This window comes from Verrucomicrobium sp. 3C, assembly GCF_000379365.1.
Lineage (GTDB): Bacteria > Verrucomicrobiota > Verrucomicrobiia > Methylacidiphilales > Methylacidiphilaceae > Methylacidimicrobium.
In genome coordinates this window covers 263,069-286,186 of sequence record NZ_KB901876.1, presented here as the reverse complement: position 1 = coordinate 286,186, position 23,118 = coordinate 263,069, and the positions used below count along the sequence as shown (strand labels likewise).

General features: G+C 60.6%; 21 protein-coding genes. 8 read left to right on the top strand and 13 right to left on the bottom strand.

What is annotated here, in order from left to right:
- Positions 1-253: transposase (locus A37A_RS17425; RefSeq protein ID WP_018291773.1), on the top strand; the 253-nt coding region annotated here is incomplete at its 5' end.
- Between the two features lie 192 nt (positions 254-445).
- Here the strand turns inward: A37A_RS17425 and A37A_RS21520 are convergent.
- Positions 446-595: a hypothetical protein gene (locus A37A_RS21520; RefSeq protein ID WP_231363919.1), complete on the bottom strand. Its 150-nt coding sequence runs from the start codon at positions 593-595 to the stop codon at positions 446-448.
- 42 nt (positions 596-637) lie between these two features.
- Here A37A_RS21520 and A37A_RS21515 point away from each other — a divergent pair, with 42 nt between their 5' ends.
- On the top strand, positions 638-775 hold the full coding sequence (locus A37A_RS21515) for a hypothetical protein (RefSeq protein ID WP_020494490.1): 138 nt from the start codon (positions 638-640) through the stop codon (positions 773-775).
- 333 nt (positions 776-1,108) lie between these two features.
- Here the strand turns inward: A37A_RS21515 and A37A_RS0112180 are convergent, their stop codons facing one another.
- Positions 1,109-4,681: a 2-oxoacid:acceptor oxidoreductase family protein gene (locus A37A_RS0112180; RefSeq protein WP_018291771.1), complete on the bottom strand. Its 3,573-nt coding sequence runs from the start codon at positions 4,679-4,681 to the stop codon at positions 1,109-1,111.
- 158 nt (positions 4,682-4,839) lie between these two features.
- Here A37A_RS0112180 and A37A_RS0112175 point away from each other — a divergent pair, with 158 nt between their 5' ends.
- Positions 4,840-5,187, top strand: coding sequence for a DUF3088 family protein (locus tag A37A_RS0112175; protein WP_018291770.1), 348 nt, complete (start codon positions 4,840-4,842; stop codon positions 5,185-5,187).
- A gap of 234 nt (positions 5,188-5,421) precedes the next feature.
- On the opposite strand, the gene nth is transcribed toward A37A_RS0112175, so the two are convergent.
- The 3 genes from nth to pdhA are packed head-to-tail and all read right to left on the bottom strand — an operon-like array spanning position 5,422 to position 8,140.
- Complete coding sequence (gene nth / locus A37A_RS0112170) at positions 5,422-6,075, bottom strand: endonuclease III (protein WP_018291769.1); 654 nt, start codon at positions 6,073-6,075, stop codon at positions 5,422-5,424.
- A gap of 23 nt (positions 6,076-6,098) precedes the next feature.
- The gene (locus A37A_RS0112165) at positions 6,099-7,073 is read right to left on the bottom strand and encodes an alpha-ketoacid dehydrogenase subunit beta (RefSeq protein ID WP_026195813.1); all 975 of its coding nucleotides are present in this window, start codon (positions 7,071-7,073) and stop codon (positions 6,099-6,101) included.
- An 8-nt stretch (positions 7,074-7,081) separates the two neighbouring features.
- Positions 7,082-8,140 carry a pyruvate dehydrogenase (acetyl-transferring) E1 component subunit alpha gene (pdhA, locus tag A37A_RS0112160; protein WP_018291767.1) on the bottom strand — a complete coding sequence of 353 codons (1,059 nt, stop codon included), beginning with the start codon at positions 8,138-8,140 and terminating at the stop codon, positions 7,082-7,084.
- 137 nt (positions 8,141-8,277) lie between these two features.
- Here pdhA and A37A_RS0112155 point away from each other — a divergent pair, with 137 nt between their 5' ends.
- Positions 8,278-9,639 carry an aspartate aminotransferase family protein gene (locus A37A_RS0112155; RefSeq protein WP_018291766.1) on the top strand — a complete coding sequence of 454 codons (1,362 nt, stop codon included), beginning with the start codon at positions 8,278-8,280 and terminating at the stop codon, positions 9,637-9,639.
- Here the strand turns inward: A37A_RS0112155 and A37A_RS0112150 are convergent.
- Positions 9,636-9,947, bottom strand: coding sequence for a hypothetical protein (locus A37A_RS0112150; RefSeq protein WP_018291765.1), 312 nt, complete (start codon positions 9,945-9,947; stop codon positions 9,636-9,638). The genes A37A_RS0112155 and A37A_RS0112150 overlap by 4 nt on opposite strands.
- Before the next feature lie 347 nt (positions 9,948-10,294).
- On the opposite strand from A37A_RS0112150, the gene A37A_RS0112140 reads away from it, so the two are divergent.
- Complete coding sequence (locus tag A37A_RS0112140; protein WP_018291763.1) at positions 10,295-10,723, top strand: polymer-forming cytoskeletal protein; 429 nt, start codon at positions 10,295-10,297, stop codon at positions 10,721-10,723.
- Between the two features lie 54 nt (positions 10,724-10,777).
- Here A37A_RS0112140 and A37A_RS0112135 read toward each other — a convergent pair whose 3' ends face one another.
- The 5 genes from A37A_RS0112135 to A37A_RS18515 are packed head-to-tail and all read right to left on the bottom strand — an operon-like array spanning position 10,778 to position 13,161.
- Entirely contained in the window at positions 10,778-11,668 is an 891-nt protein-coding gene (locus A37A_RS0112135) for a Kdo hydroxylase family protein (protein WP_018291762.1), read from the bottom strand.
- Between the two features lie 55 nt (positions 11,669-11,723).
- The gene (locus A37A_RS0112130) at positions 11,724-11,927 is read right to left on the bottom strand and encodes a hypothetical protein (RefSeq protein ID WP_018291761.1); all 204 of its coding nucleotides are present in this window, start codon (positions 11,925-11,927) and stop codon (positions 11,724-11,726) included.
- A 37-nt stretch (positions 11,928-11,964) separates the two neighbouring features.
- Positions 11,965-12,231, bottom strand: coding sequence for a 50S ribosomal protein L28 (gene rpmB / locus A37A_RS19510; protein ID WP_018291760.1), 267 nt, complete (start codon positions 12,229-12,231; stop codon positions 11,965-11,967).
- A 14-nt stretch (positions 12,232-12,245) separates the two neighbouring features.
- The gene (gene rpsR, locus A37A_RS19505; protein ID WP_231363917.1) at positions 12,246-12,476 is read right to left on the bottom strand and encodes a 30S ribosomal protein S18; all 231 of its coding nucleotides are present in this window, start codon (positions 12,474-12,476) and stop codon (positions 12,246-12,248) included.
- A gap of 10 nt (positions 12,477-12,486) precedes the next feature.
- A complete protein-coding gene (locus A37A_RS18515; RefSeq protein WP_196799616.1) occupies positions 12,487-13,161 on the bottom strand; it encodes a TraR/DksA C4-type zinc finger protein in 675 nt (224 codons plus the stop codon).
- A 265-nt stretch (positions 13,162-13,426) separates the two neighbouring features.
- Between A37A_RS18515 and A37A_RS0112120 the strand changes: the two genes are divergently transcribed.
- Both A37A_RS0112120 and A37A_RS0112115 read left to right on the top strand, forming a co-directional pair.
- Complete coding sequence (locus A37A_RS0112120; protein WP_196799615.1) at positions 13,427-16,210, top strand: PD-(D/E)XK nuclease family protein; 2,784 nt, start codon at positions 13,427-13,429, stop codon at positions 16,208-16,210.
- A gap of 7 nt (positions 16,211-16,217) precedes the next feature.
- Positions 16,218-19,415: an exodeoxyribonuclease V subunit beta gene (locus A37A_RS0112115; RefSeq protein WP_020494399.1), complete on the top strand. Its 3,198-nt coding sequence runs from the start codon at positions 16,218-16,220 to the stop codon at positions 19,413-19,415.
- A gap of 52 nt (positions 19,416-19,467) precedes the next feature.
- Here the strand turns inward: A37A_RS0112115 and A37A_RS0112110 are convergent, their stop codons facing one another.
- On the bottom strand, positions 19,468-20,283 hold the full coding sequence (locus A37A_RS0112110) for a hypothetical protein (protein WP_018291756.1): 816 nt from the start codon (positions 20,281-20,283) through the stop codon (positions 19,468-19,470).
- Between the two features lie 24 nt (positions 20,284-20,307).
- Entirely contained in the window at positions 20,308-21,720 is a 1,413-nt protein-coding gene (locus A37A_RS0112105; protein ID WP_018291755.1) for an NAD-dependent malic enzyme, read from the bottom strand.
- A 189-nt stretch (positions 21,721-21,909) separates the two neighbouring features.
- Between A37A_RS0112105 and A37A_RS0112100 the strand changes: the two genes are divergently transcribed.
- Complete coding sequence (locus A37A_RS0112100) at positions 21,910-22,845, top strand: ROK family protein (RefSeq protein WP_018291754.1); 936 nt, start codon at positions 21,910-21,912, stop codon at positions 22,843-22,845.
- Positions 22,846-23,118: the final 273 nt, after the last annotated feature.

Sequence of the window (23,118 nt, the reverse complement as noted above, 5' to 3'; positions counted from 1 at the left end):
CTTCGCCTTCCCGCAGGAGATCCGAAAGATGATCTACACGACCAATGCCATCGAGAGCCTGCATATGCAGTTGCGGAAGGTCCTCAAAACCAGAGGACATTTTCCCAATGATGATGCGGCGACCAAATTGATTTTCCTGGTCTTACGGAACGTCAGCAAGAAATGGAAACATCCCGCGCCGGCCTGGAACCTGGCGGCCAGGCAATTTGCTATCCAGTTCGGGGAGCGATTCTTCCTGGCGGAAGGAGTCTAAAAGCCATGAAAAAGTGGAGAGTTGCTTCCCACGCCTTGAATAACCCCCAAGCGGGTTATTCACAACTGTCCCGGCTAGAGCCGACCGCTTTTGGGAAGCGGTCTCGCCGGTCCGAGTTGACGGCGTGCGAACAACTCTCTTTACTGTTAGACAACAAAGCGGAAAATCGACCCGCACACAAAAAAGCGGACACTACCGAAGTTTCTTCCCTGGCATAACCGCACCCTGGCCGTAAAGCCCAAGGAAGAGGAGAGCGCCTTTGTCCCGGCCGGAGGAGCCGACCTGGATGGGATCCTCTGCGTTCAGGACGACCGAATCGGCGGCAACGACAACACGGTCCACTGGGGGCGGAAGAAGCTCCAGATCTTGCCCCAAAGCTGGCGTATGGGCTTGGCAAAATGCCGCGTCCGGGTCTGTGAGCATCTCGACGGCAACCTCAGCGTCCGGTACGGCCACCGGATCGTCGGCTGGTACGACTCGGAGGGCAAGCCGCTGGAGCCACACCAAACCAAGGCGGCTTAAAAGAGGAGCAGAACTTTGCCCTTGCCCCGGGGCAAGGGCAAGAACCCCAAAGGAAACAACAATCCAATATCCCAAGCGGTCAGATCACTTGTTACCAAAGCGGTCAGTTTGACATGTCTTCAACAGGCCAATAAGGGAAGTGCTGGCGTCGATGGAACGATAGCCTGGGCTTCCCACGACTCGCATGGCCTCAACTTCTCGAACCGCCCGGTGCGGACCCGCATGCCGGGTGGTGTGGCAGGGGCGCGGCTCACGCCGCCCCCTATGCCGATCAGGATTTCGCTATGGTTCATCGCCAGTCACCCACGCGCTCTCGCCCCCAAACGGGCTTGCTCAGCGGGCGATCGATTCGGCGGGAGCTTCGGATTCGGCAAGCAGCTTCTCGGCCTGGGCGAGAGCCTGCTCCATTTTGCCATAACGGATCTCGCGGTATCCGCGAACGGATTCTGGCAGCCGCAGGATCGTAAGCCACTTTTGATAATCGGCAGGCGAGGAGAAGGCGAAACGCTCGAGCAGGTTGCAATACCAGTCACGAAAGTGACGTTCTTTCTGGTGCCATCCAATCAGGATGCGACGCAGGAACTTGGCTCGGCGCATGATTTGGAGCATCCAGTCGCGCGACTCCATTCGGAAACGAAAGCGCAGTGGACCGAGGATGAACTCCGGCCGGGTCAGGTGTCGATAGAGGATGCGATCTCCTCGCGCCGGGTCGACGTGATAATGATCCCGATCTTTCTCCTTCTTTTCGCTCGAGGTCAGCAAGCGAGCGACCTCGACCTCGTCCTTGATCGCCATCACTCGGTGAGCGTTCCAGATTGCCGCCCTGGTGGCCGCCATGTCGAATTGAGGGGAATCCTTCGCGGCGACCCCTCGGATGAGCGCCGCGTACTTTTCCGCATAGGCGGCATTCTCGTAGTGGAAGAGGTCCCGTATGCGAACGATGAAATCTCGCAGGTCGGGCTCCTTCAGGGGAAGACCGGCAATCCCTTGGGTAATGCATTGCCAGAGGCGTTGTCCGCGTTCCTTTCCTCGGGAACCCTCTTGTTCGAGATCGGCCAGGCTTTTGGCAATCTCTCCCTGAGGGGTTGCCGGTTCGGAAGCCTGGGAAAACTCTTCTGGATGTTCGGCCAGGTAGCGTCCGAAGAGGAAGGCCTTCCAATTGGCAGCGGCGGAGCCTCCCATCGTTTGCTGGATCGCCCACTCCAAGCTTTCCTGGGAGAGAGGAAGCTCGCCCCGCTGGAAGGCGATCCCGACGAGGACCGTGTTCGCATAGAGCTTCGTGCCGAAGTGGCGCTCGGCGAGAGCCGATACCTCGCATCCAAAAAAGCGGCGAGCATCGGTCGCTTGCCGGATCCGTTCTTCGAGCTCCTGCACGCAAAAGTCTTCCCGACCGAGCAGGCTCAAAACTGTCGGGGTCTTGGAAGAATTCAGGATGACGCCCGTGCGATCGCGGGAACCGACTCGAAGCCGACCGGAGCCGTCGAGAGCCCGAGCCGTTTCCAAGGCGTCGAGACCCAGAATGAGGTCGGCCGCTCCATACAGTGGAATCGCAGTCGTGGGCGGAGCTTCCTCGTGCCGATAGACGATATGCGAGTAGACGGCCCCGTTGCGAATTGCCAGACCATTTCGATCGCAAAAAAGAACCTGGTATCCTTCCCGATGGCCCGCGCGAACCAGTACGGCAGCCGTGCTGGCGATGCCCATGCCGCCCACCCCCGTCAGGAAGAGGCGATGGGTGCCCGAGAAAGAACGCGGGCGGGGTGCGGGAAGGGAATGGAAATCCAGAGGGTCGATCGTGGAATTCGGCCGGTTGCCGCGAACGACCGTGACCTCTTCGAAGGCTGGGCAGGCGTAGAGCTTGGCGCAGGCGCCATCGGCGACACACCAGGAGAGGTCGGTTTGAACCTTCCGGCCATAATCGGTTTCGGTGAACGTCAATCCAGGGCAGCCGGTGCTCGTCGTGCAAGCCAGGCAATATTCGCAAACCTCCGGAGTGATCTGGATGTACCGCTTTTGCGGGAGGAAGCCCTTTTTCCGAATCTCCTCACGATCCTGCCGGGTCTCCCGGCGATGCGTGAGAATCCCGCACTCCTTGTCCGCGATGATGACCTTGACTCCGTCCCGGAGCACCGTTTCTTCCAGCACGGCCCGATATTGGTCCCGCAAGCCCGGGTTGATGCGGATCACCTCGCAATGTCCTTCTGCCGTGATCGCTTCTACGATCTTCTCGATATTCTGCGTAAAGGTCGAGTTCCCCAGGAGATCCTTTTCCAAGCCCGGCGTCGTCTGGTGGCCGGTCATGCCCGTGGTTCGATTGTCCAGAATGATGTAGGCGAGGTTCTGCCGGTTTTTGATCGAATTGGAAATGGCGATCTGGCCGGAATGGAAAAAGGTCGAGTCGCCCATGAACACGACCTGTTTGTTTCGGATGAACGGGTCGATGCCCAACCCGGTTCCCCCGCCCAGACCCATTCCGCTGTAATTGTGCATCAGCGGCTTGGTCGGCTCAAACATCAGCATCGTGTAGCAACCGGTGTCTCCATGAAAGACGAGATCCACCGGCTCCCGATGGTGTCGGCGCCGCATGTAGTCGGGATTCCGAAAGTCTCGCTGGATCTCCAGGAAGACCGAAGCGGAGTCCCGGTGGGGACACCCGGGACAAAATGTCGGAGTTCTGGCCGGTAGCTGCCAGGAGGGGCTGGAAACGCTTTTGAGGCGCTCGAGACAACTCCGCACTTTCTTTTGCCGCACCGGGTCGCCCTCTAGGGCAAAGAGAGGACCCAGCCTTTCGGCGAGCAGAGAGGGGTGGAGACCCCCATGAGCGGGGATCCCGAGGAGCTTCTCCGGAAGGGTCTTTCCCCATACTTTCTGGAGAACGCCGGCCTCCTGAAGCGCATGGGTGACCGCCTGTTCCAGGAAAGGACGCCGTTCCTCCACGACGACGAGTTCTGCTACTTCCTTCGCAAAGCGGAGAAGAATCTGCGGGTTGATCGGATAGGTGAGTCCCAGCTTCAGGACTGGAATCTCCCCCAGCAGGCCCAGTTCCTGTAACGTTTGCTCGAGATAGCAGGCCGCCAGGCCGGAACCAATGAGGCCGAATCGATGCCGGCTGCGCGTGCGACGAGTGGGCAGGATCCGGTCAATGCCCAGCTCCTCGGCAACGGCCCAAAGACGGCGGTATCTCGCCGAGAGATCCTCTTCCCTGCGCCCCGTTCTTGGCGGGAGCAGTACTCGCGACTCGAAGTCGACCATGGCCGTGTCCAAGGTGACGGGATTGAGGGAGTTGACGCGCGGGAAGTGATTCCGCCGCACTTGAACGGAGCCCCCTCCATCCGCCTGATTGGTCGTCACCAGATAGCTGACATAGAGGTTGGCTCGGCGGGAGAGTTGAAACCCAATGTCGATCCAATCTTTGAGCTCTTGCAGCGTGGCTGGCTCGAGCACGGGCATGTGGAGGTGCTGAGAGAGGAAGCGGGAGTCCGCAGGCACCTGGGTGGAATCATTCCAGGGGTCATCGCCGACGATGACGAGGCAACCCCCGTCGGCATGCGCCCCGCTAAGGTTGCCCAATGCCAGCGCGTCCGACGCCACATGCAGTCCAACGCTTTTCATGACGGCTACCGCCCGCAAGCCGAGCATCTGGGAGCCATTGAGCATCGCCGCGGCGAGAGCCTCGTTGTTGGCGAGGATCGCCTGCATCCCATTGGCATGGAATAAGTCGGAAATGGCCTCGACCGTGTCGAAGATGCCGGAGACGGGGGAGCCTGGATAGCCCGTGCACAGGTGGGTGCCGCCTTCGGCCTCCAACAGCCCCTTCACCATCGCTTCGTTTCCGGTGAAGACCTCGGTGCCGTCTTCCTTGAGAAAACGGGGATCGGCGGTGGAAATGACGCTTTTAGTCGCCATCGGATCCTACTTCCATAGAGGGAGTTTAGGCTTCTGTAAACGCTGAAGTTCGGGGGAGCAGGGGCGATGCGACTTACTTCTCTGTAGCCCAGCACATTGACTGCGGATCGTTCGAAGAACGGTCGTGCCGCGAAAACTCCTAATGGTAGAATGGAGCCATGAAAGATCTGCTCTTCCTCCTCGCCGCAGGATTTTCCGATGGGGAAGGAGCTCCCTACTACTGCCCTTATTGCGCGATCTTCGAGGGGCTGCTCGTCCTCTATCCGCAATTAGCGGAAGATCTCGCGGTCGAGCGCGTCCCTTATTCCCGTCCGCGGCGGGAAATCGTCCGCCTACTGGGAGAGGAACATCAGTCTTGCCCCGTGCTGGTTCTCCAGCGGGAGCTTCGGCCAGAATGCGCCGATCTGCCTTGGCAAAAGGCAAACGGCCAGCTCTTCCTGGACGATCCCCATGCGATGGGAGACTACCTTTCGCGTGCCTATGGAATCCCACGACCTCATCGTTAACCTGCCTATCTCCCAAGCGTTCTCCTGCGGCTTGCGAAATGGAACCGGCTGCTTCGTTGGGACTTGGGTTTTTGGCCCTCCTCGCAGGTTGTCGTCATACAACCCCGGGGGAAAACCTGCCCCCCGCCTTGCATCCAGGCCCATTTGCCGCGCTTCGGGTACGAACTTTGTGAGATAGGCAGGTTGACGCGTGAGTGCCTTACGGCCAAGCTCCTGCGTCCTTCTCGATTCCGGCTATGAGGCGGTAGTGCCCTGCGGGTAGGGGCAAAGGTTTCGCAGGCCGCATCGGGCGCAGCCGGGATTGCGCGCCGTGCAGACGGCTCGGCCGTGGGCCTGCAGAAGATGGCAAAAGGCGACCCGGTCTGGAGCCGGCACCAGCGCGAGGAGCTCGCCCTCGATCTCCTCCGGATCGGTATGAACCGTGAGACCGAGCCTGCCGGCGACGCGGCCGACATGAGTATCGACGCCAATCGCGGGTTGGCCAAAGGCATTGCCAAGGAGGATGTTCGCCGTCTTCCGGCCCACCCCGGGCAGGGAGAGGAGGTCCTCGAGCCGATCGGGAACGTTGCCGCCGAATCGATCGACCAGGGCTTGACACGCCTTCTGGATGGCACGTGCCTTGTTTCGGTAGAAGTTGATCTTCCGCAGCTCTTCCTGAAGCTGCTCCAAGGGAACGGCCGCCCACTCCGCCGCGCGGCGGTATTTGGAGAAGAGCGTGGACGTGACCGAATTGACGAGCTCATCCCTGGCTTGGGCAGCCAAGATGAGGGCGATCAAGAGCTCCAGGGGATTGGAGAAGGCGAGGGCGAGCTTGGCATCGGGGTAGAGCAGACGAAGGATCCGGAGGATCTCCGCGACCCGTTTGCCTTTTGCCTCGCTCGATTCCATCCCGGAACTTTGCCTCGCACCGCTTACGCGAGAAGCTGGCGCGCCGCAGCGAGAATCCGTTCGACATTCGGAAGAACCTGCGCCTCGAGCTTGCCATTGTAGGGCTGCGGGAGATCCAGCCCGGTCACTCGGAGGATGGGAGCGTCGAGCCAATCGAAGAGACGTCGCTGGACGTCGTAGGCGATCTGAGCTCCCCAGCCGGCGAAGGGCTTGTTCTCTTCGACGATCAAGAGTCGGTTGGTCTTTCGCACCGACTGTGCGATCCGATCGAAGTCATAGGGCTTGATCGTCCTCAGATCGATGACCTCAGCCTCCGTCCCGTTCGCGGAGAGTGTCTCCGCTGCGGAAATGGCGGTATGAGTGGAGTAGCCACCGCTCACGATGGTCAAGTCACCGCCTTCCCTGCAGACTCTCGCTTCTCCAATGGGAGTGAGAGAATCCCCATCCGGGACTTCTCCTTCCAACCCGTAAAGCCGTTCCCCCTCGAAAAAAAAGACGGGGTTGTTCGAGCGGATGGAGCTTTTGAGGAGCCCCTTGGCGTCCTCCGGAAAAGCGGGGCTCACCACCGTGAGGGTCGGAACTCCGGCAAACCAGCTTTCCGGGCAGTGGGAATGTGTCGCGCCGATCTGTGTGCCGCCTCCGCTCGGTCCTCGGAAGACCATCGGAAGGGAGAACTGCCCTCCCGACATAAAGCGGAGAGATCCGACGTTATTGACCAACTGGTCGAAAGCGACGAAGGAGAAGCTCCAGTTCATGAACTCGACGATCGGGCGCAAGCCGTAGAGGGCTGCACCCACGGCGAGGCCCGAAAATGCGGCTTCGCTAATGGGCGTGTCGACAACGCGCTTGGCTCCGAAGCGCTGGAGGAGTCCTTGAGATACCTTGAAGGCGCCTTGGTATTCCGCAACCTCTTCTCCGATCAGAAAGACGGAGGGATCCCGGTCCATCTCTTCGGCCATAGCCTGATTGAGCGCTTGCCGATAAGTGATTTTAGCCATGGGAGGAGTTAGAGGTCGCTATATCGTGGCCGCGGGATTGGGTCAATCTGGTCTTCGACGGAAAAACGGAGAGAAAAAGCGAAATCGAGGTCGGGTTCTGGGCTCTGCTCCGCGAAGGAGAGCGCGTCCTGGACCTCAGCCCGGGCCTTCTCGTCGATCTCCTTGGCCAAAGTATCCGAGAGCACGTGGCGTTCTTCGAGCCTTCTTCGATAGAGCAGGATCGGATCGCCCTTTTTGTGTTCCTCAATTTCCTCTTTGGTCCGATAGGTGTCGGGATCGGACATCGAATGCCCTCGATAGCGATAGGTATGCACCTCGAGAAGGGAGGGCAGATGCTCGGTCCGCGCCAAGTTGATCGCCTCCGCCACTTTGGCGCGTACGTCTTCTACATCCATTCCGTTGGCCACCCTGCCGGCCATATCGAAGGCCGACCCCCGATTGACCAGCGGCAAGCCGGCCGAAGAGCGCGAAACGCTTGTCCCCATCGCATAATCATTGTTCTCGATGAGGAAGACGATCGGGAGCTTCCACAAGGAGACCAAGTTGAGCGTTTCGGCAAAGACCCCTTGGTTCACGGCTCCCTCGCCAAGGAGGCAGAGCGTGACCCCCTCCGTGTTTTCATACTGTTGGGCGAAGGCGAGTCCCGCTGCCACGGCGGTATGAGATCCCACGATGGCGTGCCCGCCATAGAACTGATGGGCGCGGTCGAAGAGGTGCATCGATCCCCCCATGCCATGGGAGCAGCCGGTCTGTTTGCCGAAGAGCTCCGCCATGCACGGGCGAGCCGGAGTCCCACGCGCCAAGGCGATTCCGTGATCCCGGTAGGCTGTGATGACCGCATCCCGAGGTTCCAGAACCGAGAGGGCGCCCGCCGCGACCGCTTCCTGGCCAATATAGAGGTGGCAGAAGCCCTTGATGGCGGCACGCATAAAGGCCTGAGCCGATTTTTCCTCGAAGCGTCGGATGCGAACCATCAGGCGGTAGAGTTCGATTTGAATCTCGGGAGTTACGGAAGATGCGGGCACCTTGGGCTCCGCTACGGCTACAGCAGGATCATCCGCTACCATAATCGCTCATGCCTCCATTTTGGGAGTGGAACGTTCGACCGGACTTCTCGCCGCCGCCCGCGAACGATCCGCTCCTTCTTGCAGATCAATATATTTCCTACTAAGCAGATTTTGAGCCGATTGGCAATGAGCGGACTATGATTCCCGTACAAAAAACAGAGATTCCGGGACCGCGCTCGGCCGAGCTGTGCGCCGGGTTGCGCCGCTGGGAATCCCGGAATGTGACCTTTCTTTCTGCAGACTTTCCCATCTTCTGGCAGCGAGCGGAAGGGGTGAACGTCTGGGATGTCGACGGAAACCGCTATCTCGATTTGACGGCGGGGTTCGGCGTAGCGGCCCTGGGTTACTCCCTCCCCGAGATTGCCGCCGCCGGGGGGGCGCAACTGCGGCAGCTTTCTCTCGGGATGGGGGATGTCCACCCCTCTGCGGGGAAGGTCGAGCTTTTAAGCAGCCTTTCCCGCCTCACTTTTGAGGCCTGGGGTAAGGGAGAGGCCAAGTCGATTCTCGGCTGCACGGGCAGTGATGCGGTGGAGGCGGCGATGAAGACCGCTTTCCTGGCCACGGGGCGGCCCAAGCTCATTGCCTTTCAGGGGAGTTATCACGGGCTTGCCTACGGAGCCATGGAAGCGACCCAGATGGGCGATTTTCAAAAGCCCTTTATCGAACAACTGACCAAGCGGGCCGTCTTTTTACCCTTTCCAAACTGCTGGCGTTGTCCTTGGGGCAGGGGAGAGCGTTCCCCTTCGGAGTGCGATGCGGGTTGTCGTTGCGCCCTAGCCGACGAACTCAAGCGGGTGTTCGCGAGTCAGTCGGTCGGAGCTATACTCGTCGAGCCGATGCTTGGGAGGGGAGGCATGATCCTGCCGCCCGACTGGTTTGTACCCCTCCTTCGCCAGGTGGCGGACGAGGAGGGGGCGCTTCTCATCCTCGATGAAATTTTCACCGGCTTCTATCGAACCGGTCCCCGCTTTGTCTGTGAGCGATTGGGGGTGGTACCCGATCTGATTTGTGTGGGGAAGCCGTTGGGAGGCGGCTTTCCGATCTCCGCCTGTATCGGGCCGGCGGCAGTCATGGATGCTTGGCCGGATTCGGATGGAGAGGCTCTTCATACCAGCACTTTCCTCGGAAGTCCATTGGGTTGCCGGATGGCGTGCGCCTTCCTTGAGGAGATCGAAAGGCGCCAGAGGGACCTGAAGGTGGAAGAAAAGGGGAAACAGCTCCTGGCAGGATTGAGCGATCTCGCACATTCGGGACCACCTTTGAAGAACGTCCGTGGTTCCGGGCTTTTCGTGGGCGTCGAGGTGACCGACCGGCATGGCCGACCGGACGCGGCTTTGGCCGGCCGACTGGTTTTGGCCCTGCTGAAAGCCGGGGTGATCTTGCTGGCCGGAGGTACTGATCGCCATGTGCTCTCGTTCACTCCGCCGCTGATCGTGGCGCAAGACGAACTCCACTGGTCGATCACCACCCTTCACGCACTGCTGGAGAAGATTGCTTAGCCGGGGTCCTGGCCGGGATCCATGTCAAAGTTGTAGCGGACGACGCGCTTGGCATGCGCATCGAGGATCTGCCGCTCGAATTGATAGTAGACCGCAGTCCGCTGGACGAATTCGAGCTTCTCCGGAGAATCGATGTCAAAAGAGACAAAAAGGCTGAAAGAGTCGCCGGGGGCAAGATTTCGCCCCACCCGCAGGTTGTGAATGTCCGAAAGCTTGAGCAGAAGGATCCGGATGTTGATCAGGAGACTATCCAGTTCGGACGGAGAAGTCGATGTGAGGGTTTCGAGAAAGCAGAGGTGATGAATCATGAGCGTTGTTGTTATCAGTTGTGCCGCAATGAATTGATCATGCTCATACCACAAGAAGGACGCAAAGGGAAATTTACTCGACAGGGCCGAGCGCCGGCGGCAAAGTGTTAGCCAATGTTAGGCAAGCTCTTAAAAAAAAATTAGAGTCGGCCAAACGCCCGGGCAAAGCGGTTCCGTCGGAGGCTTCCTCACCATCCAAGGTTGCTCCTCCTCCTGAAGGCGCTCCGACTTCCTGGCCTTCCGTCTTTCGCTTTCCGGTCCGCGAGGCCAACACGCCGAAGGCCGAGGATCGCTTGCCGGAAGCTCCAAGGACTTCAGTTGTTCCAGAAGTTTCGCCCGTTCCCGCAATGCCGCAAGCCCCTGCGCCCAGGGAAGGGAGAGACGTCATCGGGCGGGGGACGCGGCTAAGGGGAAGGATCGCTTTTTTGGGCAGCCTCGTCATCCACGGTGATTTTGCGGGAGAGATTCATGCTCCGGAGGGAACGGTGCGGATTGGACCCGATGGCCAAGTAGCGGCGGAGATCGAAGCAGCGGAACTGCAGGTGGAGGGGAAAGCGAGAGGCAGCCTGTTCGCCCATGATTCGATCGAACTGAGGAATGGCGCGGACGTCCAAGGGAACATGCGGTGTGCTCGTTTGCGGATCGACAAAGAAGCAGTCTTCGATGGGTTTTGCGAATGCTACCGACCGTCTTCCCAAGAGCCCGAAAACGGAATGAGCCAAGCCGATCTGGATGGCTTCTTCACGGCTGCGCGGATAGCTTCCCTCCGGCCATGAATCGAGAAGTCAAAAGATGCCATTGCGCGCGACGGAACGACGGCAAAACCCCTTTTAACGGGTCGGCGCACAAAGTGGCCGACCGACGATCTTCTCCAACACCGTCAGTGGAGATCGCTCGGGGTGTCGAAGGGATGCGCGCGGGAGATGAAATGTCTGTTCCAGCAGGTGCTGGCCAGAATCGACCGCATGCAGGGCCTGGTCGGTAAAGCACATCCAGGTGCTGCCCGGTGGGAAGGCAAAGGACTCCTGCGGGCTCTGCCGCTGGTAATCCATGTCGAGCTTACCCTGGTCGTGTAGACCGAGCATGTAGTGGTCGTACAGGCTGCGGTATCCTTTTGTGGCTCCGATGAGAGAGAGCACGAAGCGGGAGCCTGGGATCGGTTGGGGAACACGGCCTGCAAAGCGTTGGGCGTAAGCCGGGAAGGTCTCGCCGATACGCCAACGGCGTGGCTTGCCTTCCGGGTTGATGTTGCAAAAAATCCTTAGGATGCGCTTGCCCCCGGTCGGACGAGACGGAAAGGAGTCGACATGAAGGCGGGTGTCGTCCTTCCGATAGGAAGAGGGTCTGCCGGAGATCTCGATGGGCCGGAAGCTCGTCCTTGCCTGGAGAAGAGAGGGCGTGTAGGTCGGCAACAGGTTGTGTAACAGCTCGCGCGTGCTATCCGCGTAGCGGCGGAGCATTCGCGAAAGCGCGGTCTTCTCCGCATCGCTGCCGCTGACTCCCCAAATCTGGCCAGTTTTGTGCTCGAAACTGATGTTTTTTGCATCTCCCGAACTCCATCTCGGCTGGAGGAAGACCTCTTCCCCTGAGAGCAGGTCGAATGCGAGATGAGGAAAAAAAAGAACCTTACCTTCCTCGAGACTTTCGATCGCCTGATCCTGGACTTCGGCAGCGACAGCTCGAGTCCAGGAGGTGGCGGGCAGTTCGACAATCGAGCTCATGGCCAGAGGAGCGGGTGTTCGAGTGCAGGTCTATGGAGACCTGCAGAACGACGAGTTATCGGTTCTTCTTGAGAATGGGAAGGCCCGTTCGGTGGCTCTCGGAAACGACGTATCCCTTCGGAAGTTCGTCAATCGCTCCCTCGCGGGGCTGCGTCGAAAAGAAGTAGAGCGTCACTTTGTGACCGTTGCGCAAGGTTTGGTCGCGAGCATGCAGATAATACGTTTTTCCCGATTTTTTGCTAACAACATGGAACGGCATGAATCTTCCTCCTCAAGGTTACTCCGTTATTCCTTAATTATTGCAGTAGTCCCGCTTTCCGAAGAGTCGCGTATACTCCATTTTTGCTGAGCGTTTTGAGTCCTCGAGCAGAAAGCCGCAAGGATACCCACCGACCGAGTTCCGGCACAAAGAGTCTCTTTTGCCTGAGGTTAGAGAAGAAGATCCTGGGCGTTTGAGCGGTCACGTGGGTCCCGATCCCTCCCTCTTTCTTCGGCTTGCCCTTGCGACGGATCGTATGGCCGCGGGCCGGTCGGCGGCCTAAGACACAACATTGACGAGACATGAAACCTCCTGAGTCTACGGTAAAAGGAGTACGTTACGCGCACGCTTGATTTCCCGCGTCAACTTTTTATGAAGTTTAGCAGGCATCCCGGTGATCCGTCGAGGAAGAATGCGGCCGCTTTCCGTAGTGAATTTGCGGAGGAGATCCGTATTGCGAAAGTCAATGGCTTCCGCGTTGATATCAATTCTACGACGGCTCTCTGTACGGTGAGATCGCCGACTGCCGTTTTTTCTCTTTTTTTTCATTGCCGACATGCTAGTCCCCAGGACTCTCTCTCTCCTCTCCTGCTTGATCCTCTTCTTCGCCGGCTTCCGCTGCTTCTCCGAACTGGGGCACCGACTCCCATCGCCGTTCGAAACGGTTCTGCTGCTCCAACTGGCGCTGGCATTCTACAGTAAAACGCGCATGCGGAACCGCCTCCAAGCGTTGGAGCGGAATCGGCTTGCCGGACATTTCGCAGACTCCATAGTTGCCCACTTCAATCCGTTTGATGGCTTCCTCGACCTCGTAAAGGGCATCCTGTTCCTGGGAAAGCAGGCTCAAGGCAAAATCCTTGTCGTAGGCATCGGAGCCCGCATCCGCTTGGTGCATCCCAAAGCCGCTCGCCTCGCTGCCTTCCGAACGGACGCGCAGAGAATCCTGGGCGATGCCCTGCATCTGCCCCAGGATGTCGTCGCGCAGGTCGAGGAGACGCTGATGCTGCTTTTCCAGAAAGGCCTGCCGGCGTTTTGGAGGAAGATCGGCGATCGTGTGAGTGGCCGGTGCGTCAGACCTGTCTACGCTCGTTGCGTTTTCTTCCGCTGCTTCCGCTTCCTTTCGTTTGACTCCCCTCGGATGAGCGGGGGAACTGTTTCCCTTTGCACTCCCCTTCTGGTCCTCCGGAGTGGCCGGGATCGGGGCTTCCCTCTTGGCTTCGGTCTTCGCCTTCATATCCTTGGAACTCTTGTTGCTGCTTTTCCCAGCCATGGCGCCGGACAATATGCGAGGGAGTTCCCCCTTTGCCAAGGACTTTTTCCTGGAAATAAGGTTCCCCGTCCCTTGCCGCTCAATGACGGAGGGGTATCGGCAAACCGCAGTGGCGGCTCGTTTGCTTCACGTCCGAAGCGGTACAGGACCAAGGTGTTGCCATGCGAGCGGCAGGCAGCCGGGCTCGCCTTTGCTGCTTTCGACGCCCGCACAAGCGCTTTTCCTGGGAGTGCTTATCCCAAACGATTATTCTTCGGCGATGCGTCCCGAGCGGACCTTTCTCGGGTGGAACCAGCCGCTCCCCGCGCTGGCTGCCGAATGGCTTCTCGATCGGGCGGGAGGCTGCGGCTGCCTCGATCTCTCCCGCTGGCTTCTGATCGTACCCACCCGGCAGTCGGGAAGGACGTTGCGGGGCGCGCTCTGCCTGCGCAGGCCGGAAGGGTTCCTCGCTCCTCGCGTGGTCACCCCTATGGAGCTTTACGGTGAGGGGCGAAGCGCGGCGGGAAAGGCGGCTGGGCCGACGGCTCGGCTTTGGGTATGGATTCAGCTCCTTCTTTCGGAGGAGGGGGGGGGGGAGAACGCCCTGTTTCCCCGGGAGGCATTCCAGCCGGATTTCGCTTGGGCACTGCGGGTGGCAAAGAGCCTCTGCGAGGCGCAGGACATCCTTTCGGAGGGTGCTTTGAGCTTTGCCCGTGTTCGGGAGGAGGGCAGCCACCCCGAACCGGAGCTCTGGCTTCGGTTGGCCCGGCTGGAGGAACGGTATCGGGCAATCTTGGCGGACGGTGGCTTACTGGATTGGATGGAAACCCGGCTCGAAATACTTCGCGTGGCTTCCTGGAATTTCGACGTCGATCGGGTCGCCCTGGTTGGTTGTCCTGACCCTCATCCTTTGGCCGTACGGCTGTTGGAACGGATCCTGCGCGACGAGGTCTGCTCGGTGCTGATCCAAGCTCCCGAAGAGGTCGCGGATGGGTTTGACGGTTGGGGAAGACCCGATCCGGCCTTTTGGCGAAGGAGAGAGATGCCTTTTCTTCCGAACACCCGGATCTATGCAGAGGAAGGGGCGCTCACGAGTCGTGCGGCGGATCTGGTGGCCGCCAACCGCTCGTGGGATGCGGTCACGATCGGCGTCTGCGATTCCCGACTCCTGCCCTTTCTGCGTCTTACTCTGGAGGAGAGGAACATTTCGGCGTTCGATCCGGGCGGTATTTCCGCTAGCGGATCGGAGTGGGCCTCTCTTCTTGCGGACCTACGGGAGCTCCTGCGGCAAAGAAACCTCGCGTCCTTTCGCCGCCTCCTCTGTCATCCCGCAGCGGCGGGCTGGTTGGGTCTCCAGCAAATCGGAACGGAGCGCTCCTTCCTGCTCGAAAGGCTGGACCGAGCGGCGTCGCGAACCTTGGCGCAGGACTTCCAATCGGCCGCTCGGCAGGAACCGGGCCTGGAGCCCTTTGTGGAACGGGCGCAGCGCTTCTTGTCCGAAGCGGAAGCGGAACCGCTCGCGGCAATCCGGAGGCTTTTGGAGGAGTCCTTTGATGGGAAAGGCGACGCAGGCAGCCAACGGCTCCTTTGCGAGGAGCTCGAGCTTGCCCTGGAGGAGATGGAGGCGCTCCGCTCGTCGGCGAAGCGCCGTTTGGATGCTGCAGAATATCTCGATCTCCTGATCGAACGAATCTGTCAGCAACACCTGCCGGAAGAGCGGCCCGAAGAGGCGGTGGAACTCCGGGGATGGCTCGAGTTGCTCTGGGACGATGCTCCCCACCTTGTCCTCGCTGGGTTTCAGGAGGGCGCGGTTCCGGAAGCGATCGCCCATGATTTTCTGCTCCCGTCCAGCTTCCGCGAGCGGCTTGGTCTGCGGACCAATGCTCAGCGCGAAGCAAGGGACGCCTATCTTTTCGAAGCGATCGCAACGCAGAGAAGCGAGCGAGGAAGAATCGACGTCCTGGCCGCCCGATTTAGCCGGGAAGGGGAACCACTCTTTCCTTCCCGCCTTCTCTTTCGTTGTCCTGCGGCCGTGCTACCCGAGCGCGTCCGGCAGGTATTGGACGTTCGAAATGCGCCGCAGCGCCATCAGCCCGCGTCTACCGACTCCTTTCCTCTGGTGATCGGACCGCTGCGTTGGGAGGGCGAGAAGAGGATCTCCGTTACCGCGTTGCGGGATTACCTCGCTTGTCCTTTTTTCTTTTTCCTTCGTCGGGCGCGGCGATGGGAAGAGTTCGAACGGCTTCCCGAAGAACTCAACGCCCGGGAATTTGGGCTGCTGCTTCACGATGTCTTGGCCGACTTCGGACGAGCGGACGAAATGAGAGAGTGCAACCAGAGCGAGGCAATCGAGGCGTTTCTTCGAGACGCACTCCGGAGGGAGCTGCAGCAACGCTTCCCGGAGGGAACTCCCCCTGCGGTGGCCCTCCAGTCGCGAGCGATCCAAGGAAGGCTCGCCGCCTTCTCCCGAATGCAGGCAAAAGAAGTTCGTCAAGGGTGGAAAACGCTTCTTGTGGAGGCGCCCTTTGAGCTCCGAATCGGGGATTGGCAACTCGACGGCAGGATCGATCGGATCGATCGGGATTCCGAAGGGAGAATCCGCCTCGTCGACTTCAAGAGTTCGGAGCGGGCCTTGAATCCGGAGGCCGCTCATCTGGTCGCGTCAGGGAAAGGGCAGGGGCCCGCCGCTGCTCTCTTTCTCTGGAAAGGGAGAGAGTTCCGGTGGAGGGACCTCCAGCTTCCCCTCTATGCCGCGGCATGGCGTCTTCGCGAGGCGTCCTGTCCGGAACTGCGGGTTGCCTACTTGGTGCTTCCCAAGGAACGCGAGAAGGCGGGGGTCGTGGAGTGGCAGAGCTGGACCCGGGAACTGGAGAGGGAGGCGGAAAGCTGCGCCGCCCGGATTTTGCAAGCTGTGGAGGAAGGCCGGTTTTGGCCGCCGGAGAGATCCGCCGAGTGGGATCGGGAGCCGTGGCGATTCTGGTTCGATGGGCGTCCGGCGGAGATCGTTGCCGCTGCCCCTGGTCCCCTGGGATAGGAGGAACGTGGGAGAGAGTCTATCGATCGACCGCTGCTGCTTGATCCGCGCTTCCGCCGGAACGGGGAAGACCGAAGAGCTTGCGCGGAGGATTGTCGATCTGCTCCGTTGCGGGGTGGAGCCGCATCGGATCGTCGCGGTCACTTTTACGAGAAGGGCCGCAGCCGAGATCCTCGATCGAGTCTTGGTGAAGCTCGTCGAGCAAGCCGAGACGGATGGGACGGGCGGAGGAGAGGACCGCGGAGGGGGGGCTCGAAATGCTCTGGCTTCGCTCCAGGCCTTCCTGGCTGACCTGCCGCGGCTGCAGTTGCGTACGATCGACAGCCTTTTTCAACGCATCGTGCGTGTCTGCCCGATCGAGACGGGGCTTCCCGAAAGCTTCCAGCTGATGGACGAGTTTGAGGCGCGGGAATTGCGCCGCTCCCTGCTGGGAGACATGCTCCGGGAGGGCGGAAAGGCGGCAGCGATGCTGGCCGAGGCTGTGGGCCGGCTGACGCAAGGAGAAGACGGGAAGAGCCCTTGGATGCTCCTCGATCCCTTGCTCTCGCAATTTTGGGAAGCCTATCAGGAAGAACCCGACCGGGAGCGATGGGGAGGGGAAGCACTCTGCCGGGCGCTCATCCCCGGCCGCCGGGAGACCGATGGAGAGGGGCTCTGGCAAGAGATCGCCCGAAGGTTGAGCGTCCAAGTTCCGGATCGTCGCGATGCATGGGAGAGGATGCGCGCCGTGCTGCTTGCCTATCGGGGGAACGGAACCGCTCACCGGCTGATCGTCAACATCTTGGAAAGTTACGATCCGGACTCGGGCTCTTGCGGGGAGTTCTATTTTCAAAGAAGGAAGATCGTTCCGGATCCGGAGATGGCCCGACTTTTGGGTCGTCTGGCCACGTTCTGGCTCCAGAACAGCCTGGAGGCCGCTTGCGAGCGGACCCGAGGGCTCGCCTCGCTCCTTTTCGGGTTTCGCGCCCGCTATCGTCGCGCTCTTCACAGCCAGGGCCGCATCGCGTTCAGCGACGCGCCGCGGCTTCTCCGGGAACTAGGGGCGGAAGGGGGAGGATTGGATCAAGAACTCTGGTTGCGGATCGCCTTCCGGCTCGACTCTCACTGGGATCACTGGCTCTTCGACGAGTTTCAGGACACGAGCCGAGCGCAGTGGAGAGCGCTAGAACTTCTGGTGGGAGAGGCGATTCAGTCGACGGAGGGGACGCGGAGCGTCTTTTGCGTCGGGGACGGAAAGCAATCGATTTACGGATGGCGGGGGGGGGATCGGCGACTCTTCGAGGAGATTGCTTCCCGATACGAGGGCGGCGTTGCGCGGAAGACGCTCTCGACCTCGTACCGATCGCAGCCCGCCGTGATCGATCTGGTGAACGTGGTGTTCGGCAGCAAGACGGCTCTGGAAGAGCTCTACGGGAACGCGGGGAGAGCCTGGGCGAAGGATTGGGAGCCCCACGCATCGGCGTTGAGCGGCGCCAGCGGATATAGCTGCTATCTGGAGGTTGGCTCCGACTCCGGTGAGCCTCCTTGCCGCGAAGGGATGGAGGAGGGTGCGGGAGAGGAGACGGAGGAAGAACGCTCCTCGCCCGTGGATTCGGCTCTGGTTTGCTTGATCCGGGAGATCATCCGCCCAGCCGAGCGGGAGCTTTCCTGCGCGGTTCTCGTACAGACCAACGCGTGGGCCCGGCGCCTGGCGGATCGGTTACGCAAGGAGCGGGTCGGCTCGGTGTTCTTGGAAGGAGAAATCTTTCCGGGTGCGGACAACCAGCTCGGGCGGCTCGTGGCGGCTGCCCTCCAGAGCCTTGTCCATCCGAGGGACACGCTTGCGCGAGGCTGGTTGCAGGCTTCTCCTCTTGGAGATGGTTTCTGCCAAGAATGGGAGAAGAACGGGTGGCGGATCCTGTACGGGAAGGGTTTTCAAGGGGTGGTTGCCGAGATCTTGGGCCGCTTGCGAACGGCATTGGACGATTTTGGCAAGGAGCGAGCGGTCCTGCTGCAGGAGATGGCCTGCCGGTTTGACCAGACTGGGTCCCGTGACGTGGAGCGATTCCTGCGTTATCTGAGGGATCAGCCGGTCCGGCTTCCAGAGATGACCGGCGCCGTCCAGGTGATGACCGTCCACAAAGCAAAAGGCCTAGGCTTCGATGCCGTGGTCGTTGCCGAACTCGAACAGCCGGTTCGGATTCGGAGCCGCCTGCTCGAGGTGGATCTCCCGCAAGGAGCGTCGCGGCTGCTCTTAGCTCCGGCAAAGACGATCGTGACCAAGATCCCCGAGCTCGCGAAGGCTAGGGAGAAGGCGCAAAAAGAGGAACTCTTCGAACGGCTGTGCGTTCTCTACGTGGCCCTGACCCGGGCCCGGCGCGAGCTTTACGTCGTCGCGGAAGCCCCTCCGGGTAAGCGGAAGGAACCAAGGTCGGGGTCGAGATCGGCCGCTCCCACGCATCGCGATCTCTTGCGGCGAACGCTGGTGGCGGGGGAGTCCCGACCGCTTCGGCAGGTGAGTGGCATGAACGTCTTCTTCGAGCGGGGCGAACTCGGAAAACCTGAAAGGCAGGAGGGATTGTCTAACGACGAAGAAGAGTCCGAGCGGTTGCCGCCGCTCGCGTTTCTGCCACGCTCCGTCCGCCTGACGCCGCTTGCCCCTTCACGATCCAGCGAAGATAGGGCGGCGGAGTTCTTCGCCGCGGGACGACCATCCGGCCGAGAATTTGGGGTCCTCGTCCACGAAATGCTTGCTCGGGTGGAGCGAGCGGATGCCGGGAGCCTGGAGCCCTTGCGGCGGATTGCCTCGGCTACTCCCTCGACCATGGTAGAGGAGGCGGCGGCGGCCGCACTCCGTTGCATCGAAAGCAGGACTTGTGAGGCGATTTTTGCTCCGCCAAGCGGTACGATCATCTGGCGGGAGAAGCCGTTTGAAGCCCTTTTGTCCGGTCGATGGATTAGCGGGATCTTCGACCGGGTTCACCTTTTTCTCGAGCCGAACGGCTCTCCGGCTTCCGCGATTCTCTACGACTTCAAGACCGATCGGGAGCCGCTAGAGCGAGGCGAGGAGGGGCTCCTCGCACGTTATCGGGAACAGGTCGGGCTCTACCGTGCGGTTCTTGTCCGGATGACGGCGCTTCGGATCGAGAAGATTCGCGCCATCCTGGTCTGGGTAGGGCCGCAACGCCTTGTGGAAGTTCCACCTTCTTTGGCGGGCTCGCTCTAGTCGCCATTTCTCACAAGTGTTCTCCTGCGGTTGGCGAAAGCACCCGGGCCATTCAGCGATACCAGGCTTGCCAGACGACGCGAAGGGTCCCCAGTTGTGGAGAGGAGGATGCATCCCCGAGATTATGGTAGTACCACCAAATCTTATTGCCTTCGATCCGAAATCCTTTCGGAGACACCTGGAGAATCTTATTGGCCAGAAATTGCGGGAAAGCCGAGGAGGGAGGGGAGCTGGGAACGCTTCGGGGCGCGAGTCCAAAGGCGGGACTCTTCGATTCCTGCAGCATGTAAGCGCTGAAGAGACGGCCCAGGTCGACGACGACCCAGTAGTTCACGACCGGCGGCCGCCAGCCGGTGGGTTGGATCAGGTCCTCGAAAGAGTCGATCTTCTGGCCGGGATCGACCGGAAGGACCTGCTGGAGCGATTCGATTTGCACGCGAACCCTTTGTCCGCCAGGGAAGTGGAGCGGTACCCAGTACCGGTCTCCCTGCTTTTGGACGGGGATCGGGACGCCGTTTGCCTTTGCGCGAAAGTCGAGATAGGGGAGATGGGCCGGTTCCTGTTGGAAAAGGGAGATGTCGCCCGCTCCTCCCCAGTTGACGCACTCCCAGACGCCTTGGTAGTGGATCCTCGGGTAGACCGGTTCGCCCGGGCGAGTCGGGGTCGAGAGAAAGAGGGAGTAGTAGCGCCTTACGCTCACGAGCTGAACCGGCGGGTTGGCCGCTCCGGCCGGGCCGGCTCCGGTCACTAGGAAGAGAACCACGAACAGGAAGAGGTGCGGGGCGACGGCGCATCGTTGCCGCGGGAGCACGCTCTTCGAAGGCCCGGCTGCGAGCCGTTCGAGCGCGCGTCCGAGAAGTCGAATCAAGATGCGGCCTTTCCGTCCTGCCTGTCAGGCACGGGCGACCCGATCCTTCTTCGCCGCCTGGGCGACCGCTTGGGCCACGCCCTTGGCGACCTCTCGGTTGAAGACGCTCGGCACCACGTACTCTGGAGCCACTTCCGAGGCAGGGATGCACGAGGCGATTGCTTCGGCCGCCGCGAGCTTCATTCCCTCCGTGATCCGAGAAGCTCGCACGGAGAGAGCGCCTTGAAAGATCCCCGGGAAGGCCAGGACGTTGTTGATCTGATTTGGATAGTCGCTTCGGCCCGTAGCGATGATCTGCGCGTATCGGGCGGCTACTTCCGGCATGACTTCTGGAGTTGGGTTGGCCAGCGCGAAGACGGTTCTCGGCTCCCGCATGTCCCGAATGTCCTCGGCGGAAACCCGGCCTCCGGCGGAGACCCCGATGAAGACATCGGCGCCTGTCATGGCCTCCTTCGCCGTTCCTCGGATCCCGTCGGGATTCGTGTGGGTGGCCAACCATTGCTTGATGGGAGTGAGATCGGAGCGTCCGGATTGAATGATGCCCTTACGGTCGCAGACGACGATCGAACGGCAACCGAACTTGAGAAGCATCTTTGCCACCGCTACTCCGGCCGATCCTGCCCCCAAGATGACGTAACGCTGCGCCGACAACTCCCTCCCGAGTAGGCGGGCGCTGTTGATCAATGCGGCGAGAACGACCACGGCCGTCCCATGTTGATCGTCGTGGAATACGGGGATGTCCAGTCTCTCCTGCAGCTTCTCTTCGATCTCGAAGCAGCGCGGTGCCGAAATGTCCTCCAGGTTGATTCCGCCAAAGCCGACCGCGATCCGGGCAACGGTGTCGACGATCTCCTCCGTCTCCCGCGCGGCAAGGCAGATGGGGTAGGCGTGAATCTGCCCGAATTCGCGAAAGAGCATCGCTTTGCCTTCCATGACCGGCATGGCCGCCGCTGGCCCGATATCCCCAAGGCCAAGGACGGCAGAGCCGTCGCTGACCACCGCTACGGAGTTGCTCTTGATCGTCAGTTCATACGCCAGGTCGGGCTGCGCAGCGATCGCCTCGCAGACCCGGGCCACACCAGGCGTATAGGCCATCGACAAGGTGTCGCGGTTCGTCAAGGGAACTTTGTTCTCGACATGGATCTTGCCGCCTTGATGGAGGAGGAAGACGCGATCGGAGGCGGAGAGAATCGTCACGCTCGACAACTGGGCGACCGCTTCCTCGAGCTGCTTCGCATGCTCTTGGCTTCGGGCGTTGACCGTGATCTCCCGAACCATCTGGCCCAAGTGCACCGTGACGATGTCCATCGCCCCAAGATCCCCTCCGTTGGCGCTCAGCACGCGAGCGATCTCGGCTAACATCCCGATCTTGTTGGGATAGGAAAGACGCAAAAGGAAACTATAGCTGGCGGATGGGCGAATCGATTCCGACTCCATGGGATAGGATCTCCAAATTAGGATAAATGATTGTTTTTAATAGGAGTGGACACAGGGTGCACTTTCTTTTTGTTCGAAAATCTCCGAAGCTTCGGGAAAGAAGGTCCGGCTTGAGGGCTAGGAGCAAAAGGCCCAATGGGCGGCGGGGAAACGCGATTTCTCTCGAGAGTAAATCCTCCAGTCCCGCACATGAGCGAGCAGCGGATTCGCATCGGCATCGATCTCGGTGGGACGAAGATCGAGATTCTCGTCCTGAAAGGAGAGGATCGGGAGATGGCCCGGCGGCGAATCCCGACTCCGACCGAGGGTTACGAAGCGATCCTGGAAGCGGTACGGCGGCTCGTGATGGAGGTCGAGAAAGAGTTGGGCCTCGACCCGCTGCCCCTAGGCATTGCTTCGCCGGGCAGCTTGTCGGAAGCCAGCGGACTGTTGAAGAATTCCAACACCGTCTGCCTTTGCGGCAGGGCGCTGCAGACTGACCTGGAGGGGCGGCTGGCTCGACCCGTTCGCATTGCCAACGACGCGAACTGCTTTGCCCTCTCGGAAGCTTCCGATGGCATGGCGAAAGGGGAATCTGTTGTCTTTGGAGTGATCTTAGGAACGGGGGTGGGGGGTGGGCTGGTCATCGATGGGAGGATTCTCTCGGGAGCCAACGGGATCGCCGGAGAGTGGGGTCATAATCCCTTGCCTTGGGTCCGGCCGGAAGAACTTCCCGGACCGGAGTGCTACTGCGGAAAGCAGGGCTGTATTGAAACCTTCCTGTCTGGTCCCGGCATGGCGTCCGATCATGAGAGGGTGTCGGGGATTCGGCTGAGTCCGGAGGCGATTGTCCAACGCGCTGCCTGCGGCGATCCTGGCTGTGAGGCCACGCTGCTACGGTATGAGGAGCGGCTGGCTCGCGGGCTCGCTCATGTGATCAACCTGCTCGATCCAGGCGCGATCGTTCTCGGCGGAGGTCTCTCCAACGTCAAGCGCCTCTATCGCCGAGTACCCGCTCTTTGGAGCCGGTGGATCTTTTCCGACCAGACCATTACCAAGCTCGTGCCGCCTCGTCACGGGGATTCGAGCGGGGTTCGAGGGGCGGCCCGCCTTTGGGATCCGCCGAGCTCCCGCCCTCCTCCGTAGAATTGCGTCGGCGGCTTAGCCGCCATTTCGCGTGCGCCGTGAAAAAGGGTGCATCGCCCAGTGGGGAGGGAGTGATCTCCACCCGGCAACGATTGCTCCAGCCGGAAGCACTCGGAGCGGCTACTGGTGGTAACGCCAGCGGTCGAAGCCTCTGGGGGAAAAGGCCCGGGAAGCGGGTCAGCGAGCAAGCAGGCCCTAAGGAAAGTGAACGCTGAACAAAGGCTCGAAACCGGCAATGCGGACGCCGAGCTCGTGAGAAAGAAGCGAAGGCCG

Coding starts and splice junctions, on each gene's coding strand:
- rpsR (WP_231363917.1), bottom strand. CDS start 12,476: ATGAAAAAAAAGAGAAAAAACGGCAGTCGGCGATCTCACCGTACAGAG.
- A37A_RS0112165 (WP_026195813.1), bottom strand. CDS start 7,073: ATGGCTAAAATCACTTATCGGCAAGCGCTCAATCAGGCTATGGCCGAA.
- A37A_RS0112175 (WP_018291770.1), top strand. CDS start 4,840: ATGAAAGATCTGCTCTTCCTCCTCGCCGCAGGATTTTCCGATGGGGAA.
- A37A_RS0112135 (WP_018291762.1), bottom strand. CDS start 11,668: ATGAGCTCGATTGTCGAACTGCCCGCCACCTCCTGGACTCGAGCTGTC.
- A37A_RS0112140 (WP_018291763.1), top strand. CDS start 10,295: ATGCCGCAAGCCCCTGCGCCCAGGGAAGGGAGAGACGTCATCGGGCGG.
- A37A_RS0112180 (WP_018291771.1), bottom strand. CDS start 4,681: ATGGCGACTAAAAGCGTCATTTCCACCGCCGATCCCCGTTTTCTCAAG.
- A37A_RS18515 (WP_196799616.1), bottom strand. CDS start 13,161: ATGAAGGCGAAGACCGAAGCCAAGAGGGAAGCCCCGATCCCGGCCACT.
- pdhA (WP_018291767.1), bottom strand. CDS start 8,140: ATGGTAGCGGATGATCCTGCTGTAGCCGTAGCGGAGCCCAAGGTGCCC.
- nth (WP_018291769.1), bottom strand. CDS start 6,075: ATGGAATCGAGCGAGGCAAAAGGCAAACGGGTCGCGGAGATCCTCCGG.
- A37A_RS0112130 (WP_018291761.1), bottom strand. CDS start 11,927: ATGCCGTTCCATGTTGTTAGCAAAAAATCGGGAAAAACGTATTATCTG.
- A37A_RS0112105 (WP_018291755.1), bottom strand. CDS start 21,720: ATGGAGTCGGAATCGATTCGCCCATCCGCCAGCTATAGTTTCCTTTTG.
- A37A_RS0112150 (WP_018291765.1), bottom strand. CDS start 9,947: ATGATTCATCACCTCTGCTTTCTCGAAACCCTCACATCGACTTCTCCG.
- A37A_RS0112155 (WP_018291766.1), top strand. CDS start 8,278: ATGATTCCCGTACAAAAAACAGAGATTCCGGGACCGCGCTCGGCCGAG.
- A37A_RS21515 (WP_020494490.1), top strand. CDS start 638: ATGGGCTTGGCAAAATGCCGCGTCCGGGTCTGTGAGCATCTCGACGGC.
- rpmB (WP_018291760.1), bottom strand. CDS start 12,231: ATGTCTCGTCAATGTTGTGTCTTAGGCCGCCGACCGGCCCGCGGCCAT.
- A37A_RS0112100 (WP_018291754.1), top strand. CDS start 21,910: ATGAGCGAGCAGCGGATTCGCATCGGCATCGATCTCGGTGGGACGAAG.